The sequence below is a fragment of the Methylobacterium sp. SyP6R genome, assembly GCF_019216885.1.
GTDB lineage: Bacteria > Pseudomonadota > Alphaproteobacteria > Rhizobiales > Beijerinckiaceae > Methylobacterium.
This window is the reverse complement of sequence record NZ_JAAQRC020000001.1, coordinates 2,861,157-2,880,553: the sequence shown is the minus strand read 5'-3', so window position 1 is coordinate 2,880,553 and position 19,397 is coordinate 2,861,157. Positions and strand designations below refer to the sequence as shown.

The window sequence follows — 19,397 nt, the reverse complement described above, 5'->3', positions numbered from 1 at the left end:
TCAACCGCGCGACGCCGCGCTCCGTTCCGGCCTTCTCGTTCGCACGGGGTTTACCGGGTGGAGATCGGCACGATGAACGCGGTGCCGGTGATCAAGGGTCGAGCATCCGCGCTTGCGACCCGGACGGCAGCGCGGCGAACCGATCGAATGCCGGCACACCCAGCGGGCTGAAATGCCGGAGATTGCGGGTCAGCACCGACCAACCGTGGCACCGCGCCGTTGCGGCGATGGCGATATCCGCCAGATCGGGCTTGCGGCCCTGCCCCAGCGTCAGGTCGATCAGGCTGCCGATGGGCCGCGCCACGTCGAGGTCGATCGGGACGATCCGTGGGCCGTAGAGATGCAGCAGCGTCGTCAGCCACTCCGCCAGCCGATCGGCCTTGCGACGCGCGCCCTGCCCGCGGCTCTTCGCGATGCCGGCCTCGACCTCGGCGACGGTGATGACCGAGAGATACAGGTCGGCACTGTTGCGATCCATCCAGGCGGCGAGGTCGGATGGGCTCGCCGCCTGGGTTGGAGCACCGGCAGACACGACGTTGGTATCGACGAGGTACGTGCGTCAGAGCTCGACATCCCGCACTCCGCCGTCACGCTCGGGCAGATCCCCCGGTTCCAGGGGCGCGGACATGAGCAGCCGACCGAAGGAAGGAATCTGCGACAGGCGCTGCCATTCCTCATGGCTCAGCAAGACGGCCTCGGGTCGGCCGTGCCGGGTGATCACCGAAGGTTCGCCCTGGCGGGCGCGATCGATGACCGCGGACAACGTCGCCTTCGTATCGCGCAGCTGAATTTCCTGCGTCGTGCACTCCATGACCATTGTGGTCATGATGGCGCTGCCGGAGGCATCGACAAAGGCATTCCGCTCCGCGGCAAGCGAGGTCTCGCGGCCTGCGGACGCCCGGGGCCCCATCACCCCGCTTCCCCCGCCCGCCCGCCGCTGCTAGAAGCGCCGGATGACCGAATCGCACCCGCGCTGCGTCGCCATCCGGCGAATTACGAGCCCGGCTTCCGCCTGAGGGCCGCTCGCGGCCGCGCGGAAGGCCGGGTTGCTGCCGTTTCGCCGCTTGCGATTCCCTCAACGGGCTGCGCGTCCCGCGCCCCAGACGAGCCTTTGAACCCCCATGACCGAGCCTCAACCCGCCGCCGGGCGCGACTATTCCGAGACCCTGTTCCTGCCGGTCACCGACTTCCCGATGCGGGCCGGCCTGCCGCAGCGCGAGCCGGAGATCCTGGAGCGCTGGGCGCGCACGAACCTCTATGCCCGCATCCGCGAGGCGGCGGCCGGGCGGCCGAAATTCGTGCTGCACGACGGCCCGCCCTATGCCAACGGCCACATCCATATCGGCACCGCGCTCAACAAGATCCTGAAGGACATCGTCGTCCGCACGCAAGGCGCGCTCGGGCAGGACGCCAACTACGTCCCGGGCTGGGATTGCCACGGCCTGCCGATCGAGTGGAAGATCGAGGAGCAGTACCGCGCCGCCGGCCGCAACAAGGACGACGTGCCGGTGGTCGAGTTCCGGCGCGAATGCCGGACCTTCGCCGAGCACTGGCTGTCGGTGCAGCGCGAGGAATTCAAGCGCCTCGGCGTCACCGGCGACTGGGACCATCCCTACCTGACCATGGCCTATCCGGCCGAGGCCGCGATCGCCCGCGAGCTGATGACCTTCGCCACCACCGGCCAGCTCTATCGCGGCTCGAAGCCGGTGATGTGGTCGGTGGTCGAGAAGACCGCGCTCGCCGAGGCCGAGGTCGAGTACGAGGACCACGTCAGCGACACGATCTGGGCCGCCTTCCCGGTCGTCGAGTCGAAGACGGTACCGGACTTGCTCGGCGCTCGCGTCGTCATCTGGACCACCACCCCCTGGACGATCCCCGCCAACCGGGCCGTCGCCTTCTCCAAAAAAGTCTCCTACGGATTGTATCGTGTCGTTGCTGCGCCTCAAGAGAACTGGTCTCAACCTGGTGTTCGTTACGTTGTTGCTGACAAACTGGCGAGCGACGTCTTCAAGGCAGCGCGGGTCGAATCCTACGAGCGACTGAGCGACGTTTCGGCGGAAGACCTTGCCGGCGTGACGCTGGCCCATCCGCTGGCGGGCTGGAACGACGGCTATGCCCATGCGGTGCCGATGCTGGAGGGCGAGCACGTCACCGACGAGGCCGGCACCGGCTTCGTCCACACCGCACCCAGCCACGGCCGCGAGGACTTCGAGGTCTGGATGGCGAACGGCCGGGCTTTGCGCGAGCGCGGCATCGAGACGGCGATCCCCTATACGGTCGATGCCGACGGCGTGCTGACGCAAGCCGCGCCCGGCCTCACCGGCACCCGCGTGCTCGACGAGAAGGGCCAGAAGGGCAACGCCAACAAGGCGGTGATCGCCGCGCTGACCGCCGCCGGGACGCTCGTCGGCCGCGGCACGCTCAAGCACAGCTATCCCCATTCCTGGCGCTCGAAGAAGCCGGTCATCTTCCGCAACACGCCGCAATGGTTCATCGCCCTCGACAAGCCGGTCGAGACCCTGAACGGCGCGACCCTGCGGGACGTGGCGCTCCGCGAGATCGCCGTCACCCAGTGGGTGCCGCCGCAGGGCCAGAACCGCATCACCGGCATGATCGCCAACCGCCCGGACTGGGTGGTGTCGCGCCAGCGCGCCTGGGGCGTGCCGATCACGGTCTTCGTCCACCGCGAGACCGGCGAGATTCTTCGCGATGAGACGGTCAATGCCCGCATCCACGCCGCCTTCGCGGCGGAGGGGGCGGATGCCTGGTTCACCGACGCCGACGGCGCCCGGTTCCTCGCCCCCGAGCACGACCCGGCCGCCTACGAGAAGGTGACCGACGTCCTCGACGTGTGGTTCGATTCCGGCTCGACCCACGCCTTCACGCTCGACGACCCCGAGCAGTTTCCGGGCCTTGCCGGCATCCGCCGCCGCCGCGACGGGGGCGACGACACGGTGATGTATCTCGAGGGCTCGGACCAGCATCGCGGCTGGTTCCACTCCTCGCTGCTCGAATCCTGCGGTACCCGCGACCGCGCGCCCTACGACGTGGTGCTGACCCACGGCTTCGTCCTCGACCCCAAGGGCGAGAAGATGTCGAAGTCGAAGGGCAACGTCGTCGCGCCGCAGGACGTGATCAAGGGCTCGGGCGCCGACATCCTGCGCCTGTGGGTGGCAGCCTCGGACTATACCGACGACCTGCGCATCGGCCCGGAGATCATCAAGACGTTTTCCGAGACCTACCGCAAGCTGCGCAACTCGCTGCGCTGGATGCTGGGCACGCTCGCCCATCACCGGCCCGAGGACCGCGTCGCCCCGGAAGAGATGCCGGAGCTGGAGCGGTTCATCCTGCACCGGCTGGCCGAGCTGGACACCGAGATCCGCGACGCCTTCCGCACCTTCGATACGAAGCGCGTCGTGGCCTTGCTCAACGGCTTCATGACCGGCGACCTGTCGTCGTTCTACTTCGACGTGCGCAAGGACGCGCTCTACTGCGACCCGATCTCGTCGCAGACCCGGCGGGCCGCGCTCACCGTGGTCGACGAGGTCTTCAAGCGCGTCACGGTCTGGCTCGCCCCGGTCCTCGCCTTCACGGCGGAGGAGGCCTGGCTCGCGCGCACCCCCTCCGAGACCGGTTCGGTCCATACCGAGACCCTGCCGGAGACGCCCGCCGCCTGGCGCGACGAGGCCCTGGCGAAGCGCTGGGCCAAGATCCGCCGGGTGCGCCGGGTGGTGACCGGGGCGCTCGAGATCGAGCGGGCGGGCAAGCGCATCGGCGCGAGCCTGGAGGCGGCGCCCAAGGTCTTCGTCGCCGATTCCGACCTGCTGGCGAGCTTAGAGGGCATCGACTTCGCCGAGGTCTGCATCACCTCGCGGATCGCGGTCGAGGCCGGCGAGGGTCCGGCGGAGGCCTTCCGGCTCGACGAGGTCAAGGGCGTCGCGGTGGTGCCGGCCCTGGCCGAGGGCCGCAAATGCGCCCGCTCGTGGAAGGTGCTGGGCAGCGTCGGCAGCGATCCGGATTATCCGGACGTGACGCCCCGCGACGCGCAGGCCCTGCGCGAGTGGGACGCGCTCCACGCCAAGGCCGCCGAGTAAGGGGCGAGGAACGGGCGAGGAAAACTCATGCGTCCCCTCCCCTTCGGCCTTCTGGTCGCGCTCGTCACCCTGGTCCTCGACCAGGCGACGAAGCTCGGCCTTCTCTTCGTCGCCGATCTTCCCCTGCGCGAGCCCGTGGTGCTCGCGCCCTTCGCGCAGCTGATCGTGGTGTGGAACCGCGGCGTCTCCTACGGGCTGTTCCAGCAGGATTCGGCTTTGGGGCGCTGGGTGCTGGTGGCGCTGTCGCTGGTGGCCTCGGTCGCGCTCTCGGTGTGGATGGCGCGGGCCGGCAGCCGCTGGCTCGCCGGCTCGCTGGGGATGATCGTCGGCGGGGCGATCGGCAACGCCATCGACCGGGCCGCCTACGGGGCGGTGTTCGACTTCGTCCACCTCCATGCCGGGGCCTGGTCCTGGTACGTGTTCAACGTGGCGGATGCCGGCATCGTCTTCGGGGTGGTGGGGCTTCTCTACGACGGGCTGGTGCTGGAGCGCCGCCGCGCCCCGGCAACCGGCGAGAGGACCTGAAAACCCTTGTGTGTCGCGGGTGCAACGCCGGTCGCCGGCGTTGCGCCTCACGATGGCCACGCCATACCTTCGCCCGAAACCGCCACCACCCAAGCTGGTAAATCATGGGGCGGAACAGGCAGGGGCCAGCATGCTCGACAAGCGCACGATACTCGCCGCGGTGACGGTCGCCGCCGGGCTCAGCCTGTCTTCCGGGGCGCAGGCCCAGGAAGGCGTCGCGATGAAGAACGCCCTGTCGTCGATCGGCCTGATCGAGCCCGAGCGGCCGACCATCACCTATCGCGAGCGCGCGCCCCTGGTGCTGCCGCCGCACATGGACAAGGCCGCCCTGCCGCCGCCGGTCGACCGCCGCGCTGTGCGCGAGGCCAACCCGCAATGGCCGACCGATCCCGAGACCGCCGCCCGCGACCGGCGCGCCGCCGAGGACCGCAAGCCGATCACCCGCGGCTATGGCGGCCGGATGAGCGACAACAACGCCACCCTGCCGATCCAGGAGATGCGCGGCGGCCGACGCGAGGGCGCCAGCGTGACCACGGAGCCGACTTACAAGCCCGGCGACAACGTCAAGGAGTCGTTCTGGCTCAACCCGATGCAGTTGCTGGCCGGCAAGAAGGACGAGGATCCCAACCTCCCCGACGTCGAGCCCTCCCGCGATTCGCTGACCGAGCCGCCGACCGGTTACCGCAAGCCGCCGAACGGCAAGCTCGCCCGCACCGACCGCGGTCCGAACGGGATGATCAGCGACCGCGAGCAGGCCGATCCCGGCGTGTATCTGCGCTCGCGCCAGTAACGTTTCCGAGATCGTCGCGAGTTCCTCGACCCCGGGCCGCCCTGCGGCCCGGGGTTTTCGTTGGTCGAGACCCGCTTGGCCCGCAGGGCTGCGGGCCGGATTGCCGCAAGGACCGCCCTGGCAGCGCGAGGGCCAAGCTTCGGATGAATATCCGTTCAGGCTTAATCTGAGCCATAACGGGGCCGATCTGCGTCGAGTGCATTTCTCCGCAGTTCTCGGGTCCCCCCTGCCACAAAATGCTCTAGAACAGGGTCTCTAACGGCCAGCGACCCCGGTGGCCGGCCCGCCGGCCGGCTCGGACGCCCCGCTGGCCCGTGACTCGCATGAGCCGCAAGCCTCTCTTAAGTGAGCCGGTTCACGATCCAACACGGGTGGCCCGTCCGGCCGCCCGGCTAAGGTAGATCAGGATGCCCCCAGTCAGGATGCGCCCCGCCCCCGGCCTCGTCTGCCCCGTCAGCGCCACCCTGCGCACCGACGCGGCGCCCTTCGGCCGAGCGGAGGCGGGCGGTCCCGAAGTGGCGTCCTTCGTGCTCGACAACGGCCTCGACGTGGTGGTGGTGCCCGACCACCGCGCGCCGGTCGTCACCCACATGGTTTGGTACCGCAACGGCTCGGCCGACGATCCGCTCGGCCAGTCCGGCATCGCCCACTTCCTCGAGCACCTGATGTTCAAGGGCACCGAGACCCACCCGGTCGGCGCCTTCTCGAAGGCGGTGTCGAGCTTGGGCGGCCAGGAGAACGCCTTCACGTCCTTCGACTACACGGCGTATTTCCAGCGCGTCGCCCGCGACAACCTCAAGACCATGATGAGCTTCGAGGCGGACCGGATGACCGGCCTGATCCTCGACGACGCCGTGGTGGCGCCCGAGCGCGACGTGGTGCTGGAGGAGCGCCGCATGCGGGTCGAGACCGACCCGGCGGCGCAGCTCTCCGAGGCGATGGCGGCCTCGCTCTTCGTGCATCATCCCTACGGCATCCCGATCATCGGCTGGATGCACGAGATCGAGGTTCTGAACCGCACCCACGCCCTCGACTATTACCGCCGCTTCTACACCCCGGAGAACGCCATCCTGGTGGTCGCCGGCGACGTCACCGCCGACGAGGTCCGGCGGCTCGCCGACGACACCTACGGCGTGGTGGCGCCGCGCGGCGCCCGGCCGCAGCGGGTGCGGCCGCGGGAGCCGGAGCCCCGCGCCGCGCGCCGGCTCAGCGTCGCCGACCCGAAGGTCGAGCAGCCGACCCTGCAGCGGCTCTACCTCACCCCCTCCTGCATGACCGCCCGCGACGGCGAGAGCCACGCGCTCGAACTGCTGGCCGAGGTGCTGGGCGGCGGGCCGACCTCCTACCTCTACCGCAGCCTGGTGCTGGAGCAGGGCGTCGCGGTGAATGCCGGCGCCTGGTACATGGGCTCGGCGATCGACGACACCCGCTTCTCGGTCTACGCCGTGCCGGCGGAGGGCGTGAGCCTGGAAAAGCTCGAAGAAGCCCTCGACCGGGCGCTCGCCCGCGCCCCCTCCGAGGCCCTGTCCGCCACCGCGATCGAGCGGGCGAAGACCCGGCTGGTCGCCGAGACGGTCTATTCCTCCGACAGCCAGTCGTCGCTCGCCCGCATCTTCGGCTCCGCGCTCGCCATCGGCGAGAGCATCGAGGAGGTGCGGCGCTGGCCTTCCGAGATCGAGTCGGTCCAGGCCTCGCGCCTCGCGGCGGTGGCCGAGCGCTACCTGGTGCCGGCCCGCTCGGTCACCGGCTACCTGATCAAGGGCCCGGCAGCCGCGGCGGCCGCCTGACCTCATCCGCCAGGACACCGCCCGGGGCCGTCGCATCCCCGGGCGGTTCTTTGATCGCCTTAAGACACAACAAGAGGTCCTCATGACCCCGGCCGACGCCGTCTCCCGCACTGCCGCCGCCTCGTCCTCCTCGCCGACCCTGGCGCGCCCCGTCCTCTCGGCCCGCGGCATCGAGGCCTGGCACGTGCCGTCGCCGGTCGTCCCGCTGATCGCGCTGGCCTTCACCTTCGAGGGCGGCGCCGCGCAGGACCCCGAAGGCAAGGCCGGCACCGCCCAGATGCTGGCCCGCCTCCTCGACGAGGGCGCCGGCCCGCACGATTCCGACGCCTTCCAGGAGCGGCTCGCCGCCCGCGCCATCGAGCTGAGCTTCCATGCCGGGCCGGACGCCATCGGCGGCTCGCTCAAGATGCTGGTCAAGCACGCCGACGAGGCGATCGAGCTGCTCGCCCTGGCGCTCGCCCAGCCCCGCTTCGACCCCGCGGCGATCGAGCGGGTGCGGGCGCAGATGCTGGCGGGACTGCGCTACCAGCAGAACGACCCCGGCGTGATGGCCTCGCGCCGCTTCTTCGCCGAAGCCTATCCGGGGCACCCTTACGGCCGGCCCTCGTCCGGCACGATCGAGAGCGTGTCGTCGATCACCCGCGACGACCTCGTGGCGATGCACCGCCGGCTCCTCGCCCGCGGCCGGGTCAAGGTCGCGGCGGTCGGCGCCATCGGCGAGGAGGTGCTGCTGCACGCACTCGACGCCGCCTTCGGTGCCCTGCCGGAGGGCGGCGAACTGACCGTGGTGCCGACGACCCGGATCACGGGCTTGGGCCGTCGCCTCGTCGTCGATCTCGACGTGCCGCAATCGGTCCTGCGCTTCGGCACCGACGGCGTGCCGTGGCGCGACCCCGACTTCATCCCGGCCTACGTGCTCAACCACATCCTGGGCGGCGGCGCCTTCACCTCGCGGCTGTTTCAGGAAGTGCGCGAGAAGCGCGGCCTCGCCTACTCGGTCGGCACCTCGCTGGTGAGCCACCGCGCCGCCTCGATGACCTGGGGCTACACCGCGACCAAGAACGAGCGCGTCGCCGAGTGCCTGACGGTGATCGCCGACGAGATCGCCCGCCTGACCAGCGACGGCCCCGACGACGACGAGTTGCAGAAGGCCAAGGATTACCTCACCGGCTCCTACGCGCTCGGCTTCGATACCTCGACCAAGATCGCCCACCAGCTGGTGCAGATCGCCTTCGAGGGTCTGGGCATCGACTACATCGCCCGCCGCAACGGCCTGATCGGCGCGGTGACGCAGGCCGACATCCGCCGCGCCGCGGCCCGGACGCTGGGGGATGGGAAGCTGCTGGTGGTGGCGGCGGGGCGGCCGACGGCGATGTGAGAAGGAGCGGTATCTCGACCTTCGCTCCCACCCTCGACCTCATCCTGAGGTGTTGGACGATCGAGGATCGGCTGACCTCGAAGGAGGGCTCCAGAGATCACCCAGACTTCTGGAGCCCGCCTTCGAGGCCTCCGCTGCGTGCGGCACCTCAGGATGAGGTCGAGGGTGGGAGAGGCGCGTGCCGCCGCTCACTCCGCCATCACGTCCGCCTCCGGCGGCCGGAGCGCATCGAGTTCCGGCAGCAGAACCACGCTCTCCTGCTCGTTCGGATCGGTCCGGGCGATCACCGCCGTGCAGGTCTCGGTGCGGCTGGCATTGTAGGGCAGGTGCGGCACTCCGGCCGGGATGTAGACGAAATCGCCGGCCCGGCTCCACAGGTGATGCTCCAGCCGGGGACCGTACCAGGTGCCGGCGACGCCCGAGAGCACGTGCAGAGCGGTCTCGTGCGCCTCGTGCAGGTGCGCCTTCGCCCGCGCGCCCGGCGGCAGGGTGACGAGCTGCATGTGCAGACCCTTCGACCCCACCGATTCGGCCGAGACTGCCGGCGCGTAGGTCAGCGCCTGCTTGCCGACGATTGTCGAGCCCGGGCGCACGACCCGGCAGGCGCCCTCCGACAAGAGGGCATCAGATGACATGATGTCAGGCGACATGGCGCGTCCTCCACGTGAGCGAAGGCGAGTTTAAGCGGATTCGAGACATTCGGCGCGGGGCATCGGCCGGCATCGCCCGATGACCGGCGCCTCGCCTTGGGGGCTTGCCTGACGGGCGGCCGACGCGGTCTAAGCGGGGCGACAGAGGGCCGTCCGCGCCCGCCTCCGGGCCTTCGATGCAGCAATCCCCCCTTCCCGACGCCCTCCGCCGCCAGCGCTCGATCGGGCACGTCGCGCTCAGCGTGGCACGGATGCCGGGCGGCGCCACGCGGACCGCCGACCTCGCCGAATCCGGCCCGTTGCGCCTGCGCCTGCCGCGGCCCGAACATGGACGCGGCAGGATTGGGCCCATGGAAGCGGTGCTGCTCAACAGCGCCGGCGGCATCGCCTGCGGCGACCGGTTCACGGTCGAGGCACGGCTCGGTCCGGGAACGGACCTCGTCCTCACCACCACGGCGGCGGAAAAAATCTACCGCTCGGACGGGCCGGTGACGCGGCTCGACGTGGCGCTCACCCTCGAGGCCGAGGCCGCCCTGGCCTGGCTGCCGCAGGAGACGATCCTGTTCGACGGCGCGCGGCTCGCCCGCAGCTTCTCCGCCGAGATCGCCCCGGATGCCCGCCTCACCCTGTTCGAGGCCCTGGTCTTCGGCCGCGCCGCGAAGGGCGAGGTGATGCGGGACGGCGCCCTCGCCGATTCCTGGCGCCTGCGCCGCGCCGGGCGCCTCGTCTACGCCGACACGTTCCGGCTCGAGGCCGACATCTCCGAGAGGCTTGCGAAGCGCGCGGTGGCCGGCGGCGCTCGCGCCATGGCGACCCTGCTCCACCTTGCCCCGGACGCAGAGAGCCGCCTGGATCAGGCCCGCGACCTGATCGCCGCCTCGGGCTGCGAGGCCCTGTCGGTCGAAGCCGGGGCGAGCGCCTGGAACGGGATGCTGAGCTTACGCCTGCTCGGGCCGGAGATCGGCCCGTTGCGCCTCGTGGCCTCGCGGATCCTCGAAGGGTTTCGCGGCCGGCCGCTGCCGCGGGTGTGGCAGACCTGAGAGACCGGCTCGGTTCTTGCCTCCGTCAGCACGATCTTGCCTCGCGCCCAAGCCTCGGCGATGGAGAGAGGCTACATCGATCCGGAGGATGCGCCCGTGCTGCTGACCCCCCGCGAGAAGGACAAGCTCCTCGTCGCCATGGCGGCCATGGTGGCCCGCAACCGCCTGTCCCGGGGCGTGAAGCTCAACCACCCCGAAGCGGTAGCGCTGATCACCGATTTCGTGGTCGAGGGCGCCCGCGACGGCCGCACCGTGGCCCAGCTGATGCAGCTCGGCGCGCAAGTTCTCACCGCCGACCAGGTGATGGAGGGCGTGCCGGAGATGATCCACGACATCCAGGTCGAGGCCACCTTCCCGGACGGCACCAAGCTCGTCACCGTCCACCACCCGATCCGCGGCACCCCCGCCAGCGACGTGCCCGGCGAGGTGACGACGCCCGACGGCGAGATCGTGTTCAACGAGGGTGCGCCCCGCATGGTGATGGAGGTCGCCAATACCGGCGACCGGCCGATCCAGGTCGGCTCGCATTACCACTTCTTCGAGGTCAACCCGGCGCTCCGCTTCGACCGCGACAAGGCCCGCGGCCAGCGCCTCGACATCGCCCCGGGCACCGCCGTGCGCTTCGAGCCCGGTTCGACCCGGGAGGTGGTGCTGATCCCGATGGGCGGCGGGCGCGCGGTGTACGGGTTCCGGGGCGACGTGATGGGGGCACTGTGAGCCCCTACGGTAAGGTTCTTCGCGATCACGTGGCCCTCGTCGCGCGGGCGGCCGATTTCGCGGCCCGCCGGCACGCGGACCATCGCCGCAAGGGCGCCGCGCGGGAACCCTACGTGAACCATCTCGCGGAGGTCGCCGCGCTCCTCGCCGACACCGCTGACGCGCCGAACACCTGGCTGGTCGCCGCCGGCTGGCTCCACGACTCGATCGAGGATACCGGCACCACCCACGACGAACTCTCGCGCCTCTTCGGGCCCGTCGTGGCCGATCTCGTGGCCGAGGTCACCGACGACAAGTCGCTGCCCAAGGCGGAGCGCAAGCGCCTCCAGGTCGAGCGGGCGCCGCACAAGTCGCCCGATGCCAAGGCGATCAAGATCGCCGACAAGGTCAGCAACCTGCGCTCCCTGGCATCGAGCCCGCCCGACGACTGGGACCGCATACGGCTCCTCGATTACGTCGCCTGGGCCGAGCGCGTCGTCGCCGGGTGCCGCGGCACGAATGCGGCCCTCGAATCCATCTTCGATCAATCCGCCGATGCGGCGCGGAGAGCGGTCTGATGTCCAACACCCCCAAGCCCGCCAGCCTCCCCCGCGCCGCCTACGCGGCGATGTTCGGGCCGACCAAGGGCGACCGCATCCGCCTCGCCGACACCTCCCTCGTCATCGAGGTCGAGCAGGACCACACCCGCTACGGCGAGGAGGTGAAGTTCGGCGGCGGCAAGGTGATCCGCGACGGGATGGGGCAGAGCCAGGCGAGCAATGCCGGCGGCGCCGTGGACACCGTCATCACCAACGCGGTGGTGCTGGACCATTGGGGCATCGTGAAATGCGATGTCGGGCTGAAGGGCGGGCGCATCGCGGCGCTCGGCAAGGCCGGCAACCCGGACATCCAGGACGGCGTCACCATCGTGGTCGGGCCGGGCACCGAGGTCATCGCCGGCGAGGGCAAGATCCTCACCGCCGGCGGGTTCGACAGCCACATCCACTTCATCTGCCCGCAGCAGATCGACGAGGCGCTGAATTCCGGCATCACCACGATGCTCGGCGGCGGCACGGGCCCGGCCCACGGCACCTTCGCCACCACCTGCACCCCCGGTCCCTGGCACATCGCCCGGATGATCGAGGCGGCGGACGCCTTCCCGATGAACCTGGCGTTTGCCGGCAAGGGCAACGCCTCGAAGCCCGACAGTTTGGTCGAGATGATCCGGGCCGGCGCCTGCGCGCTGAAGCTGCACGAGGATTGGGGCACGACGCCGGCTGCGATCGATTGCTGCCTGTCGGTGGCCGATGCCCACGACATCCAGGTGATGATCCATACCGACACGCTCAACGAATCGGGCTTCGTCGAGGACACGATCGCGGCCTTCAAGGGCCGTACCATCCACGCCTTCCATACCGAGGGCGCCGGCGGCGGCCACGCGCCGGACATCATCAAGGTGGCGGGGCTGCCCAACGTGCTGCCCTCCTCCACCAACCCGACGCGGCCGTTCACCCGCAACACCATCGACGAGCATCTCGACATGCTGATGGTGTGCCACCACCTCGACCCGTCGATCCCGGAAGACCTCGCCTTCGCCGAGAGCCGGATCCGCAAGGAGACGATCGCCGCCGAGGACATCCTGCACGACATCGGCGCGCTCTCGATGATGTCGTCGGACAGCCAGGCGATGGGCCGGGTCGGCGAGGTGATCATCCGCACCTGGCAGACCGCCGACAAGATGAAGCGCCAGCGCGGCGCGCTGCCGGGCGACTCTTCCGGCAACGACAATGCCCGCGCGAAGCGCTACGTCGCCAAGTACACGATCAACCCGGCCATCGCCCACGGCATCTCGCGCCATGTCGGCTCGGTGGAGGTCGGCAAGCTCGCCGATCTCGTGCTGTGGTCGCCGGTCTTCTTCGGGGTGAAGCCGGACCTGATCCTCAAGGGCGGCGCCATCGCGGCGGCCCCCATGGGCGATCCCAACGCCTCGATCCCGACGCCCCAGCCGGTGCATTACCGCCCGATGTTCGGCGCCTTCGGCCGGGTGCCGGCCTCGACCGCGCTCACCTTCGTGTCGAGGGCCGCGATCGAGGCGGGGCTTCGCGACACGCTCGGGGTGATGAAGGAGATGGTCGCGGTCGAGAACGTGCGCGGCGGCATCTCGAAGAAGAGCATGATCCACAACGACGCCACCCCGGTGATCGAGGTCGACCCCGAGACCTACGACGTGCGCGCCGACGGCGAATTGCTGGTCTGCGAGCCCGCCGAGGTGCTGCCGATGGCGCAGCGCTACTTCCTGTTCTGAGCGACCTGAAAGGCGTTTGCGTCCCCCATGATCCGTGCCACCCGCGTCATCCGCCGCGACGCCCTCGGCCCCGGCGAAATCGTCGACCGCATCGTGCTCGATTCCGGCGACCGCCACCGCCGCCGCATGGCGATGCGGGGAATCGGCGGCCTCGCCTTCCTGCTCGACCTGCCCGAGCCGGCCGTGCTCGACGACGGCGACGCGCTGCGGCTCGAGGATGGGCGCCTGGTCTGGGTCGAGGCGGCGCCCGAGCGCCTGCTGGAGATCCGGGCGCCCACCGATCACGCCCTCAAGCGGCTGATCTGGCATATCGGCAACCGGCACATCCCGGCCGAGATCGGCCCGGACGCGCTCTGGATCGCCCACGACCACGTGCTCGCCGCGATGGTCGAGGGGTTGGGGGGCACAGCGACCCCGGTGGAAAGGCCGTTCCGGCCCGAGGGCGGGGCCTATGCGGGCGGGCACCCCCACGATCACACCCATGACCATGGGCACGACCACGGCCACGGGCATCACCATCATCACGACCATTCGCACGACCATTCCCATGGCTGAGCGGGTTCCGGACGCCCTGATGCTGCTCGCCTGGCTCTCGCCCGGCTATCCGGTGGGGGCCTACGCCTATTCGCACGGCCTCGAATGGGCCGTGGAGGCCGGCGACGTGCGCGACGAGGCGAGCTTGCGGGACTGGCTCGCCGGCGTCCTGGAGCACGGCGCCGGCCGCAGCGACGCGATCCTGGCCGCCCACGCCCACCGGGCCGCGGCGGCGGGGGATGCCGAGGCTCTGGTCGCCGTCAACGACCTCGCCCTGGCGTTCAGCCCCTCGCGAGAGCTGCATCTCGAGACCAGCCAGCAGGGCCGTTCGTTCCTCGACGCGACCCGCGCCGCCTGGGACGTACCGCGCCTCGCAGGCCTCGCCCCGCATCTCGACGGCCCTGTGGCCTACCCGGTGGCTGTCGGCACCGCCGCAGGCGCCCACGGGCTCGACCGCCTTACGGTGCTGGCGGCCTATCTCGCGGCCTTCCTGCAGAACCTCGTCTCGGCGTCGTTACGCCTCGCCCCCGTCGGCCAGACCGCCGGAACGCGGGTGGTCGCCGCCTTGATGCCGCTGGTCGCCTCCCTGGCGCGGGCGGTGCAGGAACTGCCCCTCGACGAAGCGGGAACGGCGACGGTACGGCTCGATCTCGGCTCGTTCCGGCACGAGACGCAGTATACGCGGATTTTCCGGTCTTAGTTTCAAATTCTGCCGCGCAGCAGAATTTTCTACAGCACACCGATCAAAATAACGATTAATTAAAAACAATCATATTTTCGATTTTCGAGAATTACTCGGCGTGTGGAACCCTCCCTCTTTGCCAATAGCCTTGGCGGATTTGCTTCGCACCAGTCCTCGCAGCCGGAATCGACTGGGTGTCACCCCTGCCTCCCGAAGGGGGCAAAGTCGAGATCGCTATCCAAAGCGGCAGCGAGTCAAATCCGTATAGGCCGTAGCCCCTCTGCGCAGGGCTTTCCGGGGAAAGAAGCGGCGCTGATTTTCTCCCTCTCCCCGACAGATCCCGGGCTTGCCCGGGATCTGCAAGCGCCAGACGAAGTCGGGCTTGCCCGACTTCGTTGCGGGGAGAGGCCTGAGCTCCGAAGGGGCTCAGGAAGCCCGGCAGCGAACCATAGGCTCGCCGCGAGGGTGAGGGGGTGTCGACGAGTGAGGCTTCTCCGGAACCCCCCCCTCACCCTCGCTCCGGCTTTCGCCGCCGCTCCTTTCGTCCCCGACAAGGGGGACGAAAGCCTCTCCCCGCCCGCGGGGAGAGGGGAGGGTTGATCGCCAGCGATCCGGTGGCCGACCATCTCTCGCACGCGATGCCGCACCCGGGCCCCAGCCGGGACCTGTCCAGTCCCCGAAACGTTTGGTGAGCGATCGCGTCGCGGCCCAACGGCCGAGCCGATGCAGGCGCCCTCGCGCCGTCACCTCGTCGTTCGGCCGGGAGGCACCATGGACAAATCCGATTCCGCGCCGCGCCTGACGCGCCGGAGCGTACTGGAGAGCGGCGTCGCCGCGGCGGCCGTGCTGGGCTTTTCCGGCCGCGTCCAGGCCGCGCCCTCGCCGGCCCCGTCGACGCCCCCGTCCCCCGCCGCCGAGCCGGCGACACCGCGCATGCCGGTGACCCTCCAGGTCAACGGCCAGGCCCGGCCCCTCGACCTCGATCCGCGCACCACGCTCCTCGATGCCCTGCGCGAGCGCATCGGCCTCACCGGCTCGAAGAAGGGGTGCGACCATGGCCAGTGCGGCGCCTGTACGGTGCTGGTGAACGGGCGCCGGATCAATTCCTGCCTGACGCTCGCCGTGATGCACGAGGGCGACGAGATCCGCACCATCGAGGGGCTCGCGGAGGGCGACCAGTTGCACCCGCTCCAGGCCGCCTTCGTCAAGCATGACGGCTTCCAGTGCGGCTACTGCACGCCGGGCCAGATCTGCTCGGCCGCCGGCATGCTGAACGAGGCCGAGGCCGGCTGGCCCAGCACCGTGACGCAGGACCTCACGGCGAAGGTCGCCCTGACCGACGCGGAAATCCGCGAGCGGATGAGCGGCAATATCTGCCGCTGCTCGGCCTATCCGAACATCGTCGCGGCGATCCGGGATGCCGGCGGCGCGGCGACCCGGCTCTGAGGGGGCGACCGATGAAGGCTTTCACCTACGAGCGCCCCGCCACCGTGGCCGAGGCTGCCAAGGCCGCCGGGCAGCCGAATGCCCGCTTCATCGCCGGGGGCACCAACCTCCTCGACCTGATGAAGCTGCAGATCGAGACGCCGGCCCACCTCGTCGACGTCAACCGCCTGGCGCTCGACCGGATCGAGGCAACCTCCGATGGCGGGATTCGCGTCGGCGCGATGGTGCGCAACGCGGATCTCGCCGCCGACGAGCGGGTGCGGCGCGACTACGGCGTGCTCTCCCGTGCGCTGCTCGCCGGCGCCTCGGGCCAGTTGCGCAACAAGGCGACCACCGCCGGCAACCTCCTGCAGCGCACCCGCTGCCCGTATTTCTACGACACCGCGATGCCGTGCAACAAACGCCGGCCCGGCTCCGGCTGCGCGGCGCTTCAGGGCTTCAACCGCATCCTGGCGGTCCTCGGCACCTCCGACCAGTGCATCGCCACCCACCCCTCCGACATGGCGGTGGCGATGCGGGCCCTCGACGCCACGATCGAGACCGTGACCCCGGAGGGGACCGAGCGAAAGATCCCGATCGCCGACCTACACCGCCTGCCCGGCGACACGCCGCAGATCGAGACCACCTTGACCCCCGGCGAGATCATCACCGCCGTGACCCTGCCGGCGCCCGTGCGCGGGCGGCACGTCTACCGCAAGGTGCGCGACCGCGCGTCCTACGCCTTCGCCCTGGTCTCGGTGGCGGCCGTCATCGAGGCCGACGGAAGCAAGGTGCGCTCGGCCCGCCTCGCCTTCGGCGGCCTCGCCCCCAAGCCCTGGCGGGTGGCCGACGCCGAAGAGGCTCTCGTGCGCGAGGGCGTCGGCGCCGCCGGCGAAGCGGCCTTGCGGGGCGCGCGCGGCTACGGCGCCAACGACTTCAAGATCCCGCTCGCCAAGCGCACCCTCGCGGCCGCCGTCGCGGAAGCGATGCGCGCCTGATCGCCGACATCGGAGAACAGCCATGGACATGAGCCAGCCGATCGGCGTCACGCCCCTCGACACGCACACCGACGGCCCGGTGGGCCAGCCGATCGACCGCGTCGACGGCCCGCTCAAGGTCACGGGCCGCGCTCCTTATGCGTATGAAAGCCGGGAGATGGCGAATCCCGCTTACGGCTTCGTCGTCACCGCGACCATCGCCAAGGGCCGCATCCGCGACATCGACACGGCCGCCGCCGAACGGATGCCGGGCGTCGTCCACGTCCTCACCCACCGCAACGTGCCGTCCCAGGGCGAGAAGAAGGAGCAGGTCGGCCCGCTGCTGACCGGGACCGAGATCGAGCATCGGGGCCAGCCGGTCGCGCTGGTGGTGGCCGAGAGCTTCGAGGAGGCCCGCGCCGCGGCGGCTGCCGTGCGTGTCGCCTACGACGAGCAGAAGGGCGCCTACATCCTCGCCGACGCGCTCGGGGCGGCGAAGAAGCCCGAGAAGGCGAAGACGCCGCCGGATTCGTCCCTCGGCGATGTCGAGGCCGGCTTGGCGTCGGCCCCGGTCAAGATCGACGCGCGCTACACCACCCCGGTGCAGAGCCACGCGATGATGGAGCCGCACGCCACGATCGCGGCCTGGGAGGGCGATCACGTCACGCTGATCACCGCCAACCAGATGCCGAATCGCGGCCAGGACGCGCTGGCCTCGGTGCTCAAGGTGCCCAAGGACAATGTCCGGCTGATCAGCCGCTTCGTCGGCGGCGGCTTCGGCGGGAAGCTGCAGCCGCAGGCCGATGCGATCCTGGCGGCGCTCGCCTCGAAGAACCTGAACGGCCGCCCGGTCAAGGTCGCGCTCACCCGCCAGCAGGTCTTCACCTCGACGACGCGGCGCTCGGGTACGGTGCAGCGGGTCCGCCTCGGCGCCGACCGAGACGGCACGCTGATCGCCATCGCCCACGAATCCTGGTCCGACACCGCGCCCGGCGACAACTTCTTCGAGACCTCGGCCAATGTCACCCGCTCGCTCTACGCGGCGCCCAACCGCCTGACGGCGCATCGGCTGGCGAACCTCAACCTGCTGCCCGCCTCCTCGATGCGGGCGCCGGGCGAGGCGGTCGGCATGCTGGCCTTCGAATGCGCCATGGACGAACTGGCCGAGGCCCTGGCCCTCGATCCGATCGCACTGCGCATCCGCAACGAGCCGGCGCAGGACCCGGAGAAGCACGTCCCGTTCTCGACCCGCCAGCTCGTGCCCTGCCTGACGGAGGGCGCGCGTCGCTTCGGCTGGGACAAGCGCAACCCGAAGCCCGCTTCGGTGCGGGACGGGCAGTGGATGGTCGGCACCGGCGTCGCGGCGGCGGCCCGCCTCAACCCGCTCCAGCCGGCGAAGGCGCGGGTGCGCCTCGACCCCGACGGGACGCTCACCGCCCGGATGGCGATGACCGATATCGGCACCGGCACCTACACGATCCTGAGCCAGATCGCCGCCGAGATGCTGGGCGTGAAGGTTTCGGAGGTGCGGATGATCCTCGGCGACACCGCCGATCCGATGTCGTCGGGGTCCGGCGGCTCGTTCGGCGCCGCGTCGTCGGGCTCGGCGCTCTACATGGCCTGCGAGGCCCTGCGCGGGCAGCTCCTGGCGAAGACCGACTTGGAGCCTGCGAACGCGGTCTTCGCGGATAACCGGATCACCTCGGGCAACCGGTCGGCGGCCTTGCGCGACCTGATCGGCCCCGGGCTGGAGGCCGAAGGCGAGATCAAGCCGGGCGAGAACGAGAAGAAGTTCTCGCAGTATTCCTACGGCGCGCATTTCGCCGAGGTCGGGGTCGATGCGGATACCGGCGAGATCCGGCTGCGGCGGATGCTCGGCGTGTTCACCGGCGGACGCATCCTCAACCCCAAGACCGCCCGCTCGCAGGCGATCGGCGGCATGGTGTTCGGCGTCGGCGCGGCCTTGATGGAAGCGGTCGAGGTCGACCCGCGCTACGGCACCTTCGTCAACCACGACCTCGCCGAGTACCACGTGCCGGTCCATGCCGACCTGCCGGAGATCGATGCGGTGTTCCTGCCCGAACTCGACGACAAGGCGAACCCGCTGAAGAGCAAGGGCTTGGGCGAACTCGGCATCTGCGGCGCCGGGGCGGCGGTGGCGAACGCGGTCTACAACGCGACCGGGATCCGGATCCGGGATTACCCGCTGACCCTGGACAAGATCCTGGAGGGTTTCGGCGCGAAGGAGACCGGGCCGCGGCGGGCGTGATGCACGACGGCATCGAGTGTTGCCGGGGCCTGGTTGAGCCGTTTTTGGCAAGAAACATTCGAGACCTTACGGCATCTCTCTCACCTCATCCAGAGCACCTGTTTGAGCGAATTGATCTCCCCAAAAAAGAGCGTAAGCAAAAGAGATCCTATCGTCTCACCTCATCCTGAGGTGCTGCGAAGCAGCCTCGAAGGAGGGCTCCAGGGTTCACAGCGACATCTGGAGCCCTCCTTCGAGGTCAGCCG

16 protein-coding genes and 1 pseudogene are annotated in these 19,397 nt (G+C 70.1%); 14 read left to right on the top strand and 3 right to left on the bottom strand.

What is annotated here, in order from left to right; translation table 11 throughout:
• Positions 1 to 91 precede the first annotated feature (91 nt).
• Together HBB12_RS13235 and HBB12_RS13230 are read right to left on the bottom strand one after the other, a co-directional pair.
• Positions 92 to 541, bottom strand: a pseudogene (locus tag HBB12_RS13235) (PIN domain-containing protein); the annotation flags it as partial.
• A gap of 18 nt (positions 542 to 559) precedes the next feature.
• Positions 560 to 826: a type II toxin-antitoxin system Phd/YefM family antitoxin gene (locus HBB12_RS13230; protein WP_236992768.1), complete on the bottom strand. Its 267-nt coding sequence runs from the start codon at positions 824 to 826 to the stop codon at positions 560 to 562.
• A 295-nt stretch (positions 827 to 1,121) separates the two neighbouring features.
• Between HBB12_RS13230 and ileS the strand changes: the two genes are divergently transcribed.
• From ileS to HBB12_RS13205, 5 genes are all read left to right on the top strand, one after another.
• Positions 1,122 to 4,094, top strand: a complete 2,973-nt coding sequence (gene ileS / locus HBB12_RS13225; RefSeq protein WP_236989764.1) for an isoleucine--tRNA ligase — start codon at positions 1,122 to 1,124, stop codon at positions 4,092 to 4,094.
• 27 nt (positions 4,095 to 4,121) lie between these two features.
• Positions 4,122 to 4,619: a signal peptidase II gene (gene lspA, locus HBB12_RS13220; RefSeq protein ID WP_236989763.1), complete on the top strand. Its 498-nt coding sequence runs from the start codon at positions 4,122 to 4,124 to the stop codon at positions 4,617 to 4,619.
• Positions 4,620 to 4,749: 130 nt separating this feature from the next.
• Positions 4,750 to 5,409, top strand: a complete 660-nt coding sequence (locus HBB12_RS13215) for a hypothetical protein (protein WP_236989762.1) — start codon at positions 4,750 to 4,752, stop codon at positions 5,407 to 5,409.
• A 422-nt stretch (positions 5,410 to 5,831) separates the two neighbouring features.
• On the top strand, positions 5,832 to 7,196 hold the full coding sequence (locus HBB12_RS13210; protein ID WP_236989761.1) for a M16 family metallopeptidase: 1,365 nt from the start codon (positions 5,832 to 5,834) through the stop codon (positions 7,194 to 7,196).
• Positions 7,197 to 7,278: 82 nt separating this feature from the next.
• The gene (locus HBB12_RS13205; protein ID WP_236989760.1) at positions 7,279 to 8,574 is read left to right on the top strand and encodes a M16 family metallopeptidase; all 1,296 of its coding nucleotides are present in this window, start codon (positions 7,279 to 7,281) and stop codon (positions 8,572 to 8,574) included.
• 188 nt (positions 8,575 to 8,762) lie between these two features.
• Here HBB12_RS13205 and HBB12_RS13200 read toward each other — a convergent pair whose 3' ends face one another.
• Positions 8,763 to 9,224 carry a cupin domain-containing protein gene (locus HBB12_RS13200; RefSeq protein ID WP_236989759.1) on the bottom strand — a complete coding sequence of 154 codons (462 nt, stop codon included), beginning with the start codon at positions 9,222 to 9,224 and terminating at the stop codon, positions 8,763 to 8,765.
• Positions 9,225 to 9,400: 176 nt separating this feature from the next.
• Here HBB12_RS13200 and HBB12_RS13195 point away from each other — a divergent pair, with 176 nt between their 5' ends.
• The 9 genes from HBB12_RS13195 (at position 9,401) to HBB12_RS13155 (ending at position 19,152) form a co-directional block, all read left to right on the top strand.
• Positions 9,401 to 10,264 carry an urease accessory protein UreD gene (locus tag HBB12_RS13195; protein WP_236989758.1) on the top strand — a complete coding sequence of 288 codons (864 nt, stop codon included), beginning with the start codon at positions 9,401 to 9,403 and terminating at the stop codon, positions 10,262 to 10,264.
• A 96-nt stretch (positions 10,265 to 10,360) separates the two neighbouring features.
• On the top strand, positions 10,361 to 10,981 hold the full coding sequence (locus HBB12_RS13190; RefSeq protein WP_236989757.1) for an urease subunit gamma: 621 nt from the start codon (positions 10,361 to 10,363) through the stop codon (positions 10,979 to 10,981).
• On the top strand, positions 10,978 to 11,538 hold the full coding sequence (locus tag HBB12_RS13185) for an HD domain-containing protein (protein ID WP_236989756.1): 561 nt from the start codon (positions 10,978 to 10,980) through the stop codon (positions 11,536 to 11,538). Before HBB12_RS13190 ends, HBB12_RS13185 begins: the two co-directional genes overlap by 4 nt.
• On the top strand, positions 11,538 to 13,265 hold the full coding sequence (gene ureC / locus HBB12_RS13180) for an urease subunit alpha (RefSeq protein WP_236989755.1): 1,728 nt from the start codon (positions 11,538 to 11,540) through the stop codon (positions 13,263 to 13,265). The genes HBB12_RS13185 and ureC overlap by 1 nt, the downstream gene beginning before the upstream one ends.
• Positions 13,266 to 13,292: 27 nt before the next feature.
• Entirely contained in the window at positions 13,293 to 13,820 is a 528-nt protein-coding gene (locus tag HBB12_RS13175; RefSeq protein WP_236989754.1) for an urease accessory protein UreE, read from the top strand.
• Positions 13,813 to 14,499: an urease accessory protein UreF gene (locus tag HBB12_RS13170; protein WP_236989753.1), complete on the top strand. Its 687-nt coding sequence runs from the start codon at positions 13,813 to 13,815 to the stop codon at positions 14,497 to 14,499. Before HBB12_RS13175 ends, HBB12_RS13170 begins: the two co-directional genes overlap by 8 nt.
• A 753-nt stretch (positions 14,500 to 15,252) precedes the next feature.
• Entirely contained in the window at positions 15,253 to 15,927 is a 675-nt protein-coding gene (paoA, locus tag HBB12_RS13165; protein ID WP_236989752.1) for an aldehyde dehydrogenase iron-sulfur subunit PaoA, read from the top strand.
• 11 nt (positions 15,928 to 15,938) lie between these two features.
• Positions 15,939 to 16,904 carry an FAD binding domain-containing protein gene (locus HBB12_RS13160; protein WP_236989751.1) on the top strand — a complete coding sequence of 322 codons (966 nt, stop codon included), beginning with the start codon at positions 15,939 to 15,941 and terminating at the stop codon, positions 16,902 to 16,904.
• Between the two features lie 22 nt (positions 16,905 to 16,926).
• A complete protein-coding gene (locus HBB12_RS13155) occupies positions 16,927 to 19,152 on the top strand; it encodes a molybdopterin cofactor-binding domain-containing protein (protein WP_236989750.1) in 2,226 nt (741 codons plus the stop codon).
• Positions 19,153 to 19,397 lie beyond the last annotated feature (245 nt).

Excerpts from the sequence above, each read along its gene's own strand:
- HBB12_RS13210 (WP_236989761.1), top strand. The coding sequence starts at position 5,832 with ATGCGCCCCGCCCCCGGCCTCGTCTGCCCCGTCAGCGCCACCCTGCGC.
- HBB12_RS13195 (WP_236989758.1), top strand. The coding sequence starts at position 9,401 with ATGCAGCAATCCCCCCTTCCCGACGCCCTCCGCCGCCAGCGCTCGATC.
- HBB12_RS13170 (WP_236989753.1), top strand. The coding sequence starts at position 13,813 with ATGGCTGAGCGGGTTCCGGACGCCCTGATGCTGCTCGCCTGGCTCTCG.
- HBB12_RS13230 (WP_236992768.1), bottom strand. The coding sequence starts at position 826 with ATGACCACAATGGTCATGGAGTGCACGACGCAGGAAATTCAGCTGCGC.
- HBB12_RS13215 (WP_236989762.1), top strand. The coding sequence starts at position 4,750 with ATGCTCGACAAGCGCACGATACTCGCCGCGGTGACGGTCGCCGCCGGG.
- lspA (WP_236989763.1), top strand. The coding sequence starts at position 4,122 with ATGCGTCCCCTCCCCTTCGGCCTTCTGGTCGCGCTCGTCACCCTGGTC.
- paoA (WP_236989752.1), top strand. The coding sequence starts at position 15,253 with ATGGACAAATCCGATTCCGCGCCGCGCCTGACGCGCCGGAGCGTACTG.
- HBB12_RS13155 (WP_236989750.1), top strand. The coding sequence starts at position 16,927 with ATGGACATGAGCCAGCCGATCGGCGTCACGCCCCTCGACACGCACACC.
- HBB12_RS13200 (WP_236989759.1), bottom strand. The coding sequence starts at position 9,224 with ATGTCGCCTGACATCATGTCATCTGATGCCCTCTTGTCGGAGGGCGCC.
- ileS (WP_236989764.1), top strand. The coding sequence starts at position 1,122 with ATGACCGAGCCTCAACCCGCCGCCGGGCGCGACTATTCCGAGACCCTG.
- ureC (WP_236989755.1), top strand. The coding sequence starts at position 11,538 with ATGTCCAACACCCCCAAGCCCGCCAGCCTCCCCCGCGCCGCCTACGCG.
- HBB12_RS13160 (WP_236989751.1), top strand. The coding sequence starts at position 15,939 with ATGAAGGCTTTCACCTACGAGCGCCCCGCCACCGTGGCCGAGGCTGCC.
- HBB12_RS13175 (WP_236989754.1), top strand. The coding sequence starts at position 13,293 with ATGATCCGTGCCACCCGCGTCATCCGCCGCGACGCCCTCGGCCCCGGC.
- HBB12_RS13205 (WP_236989760.1), top strand. The coding sequence starts at position 7,279 with ATGACCCCGGCCGACGCCGTCTCCCGCACTGCCGCCGCCTCGTCCTCC.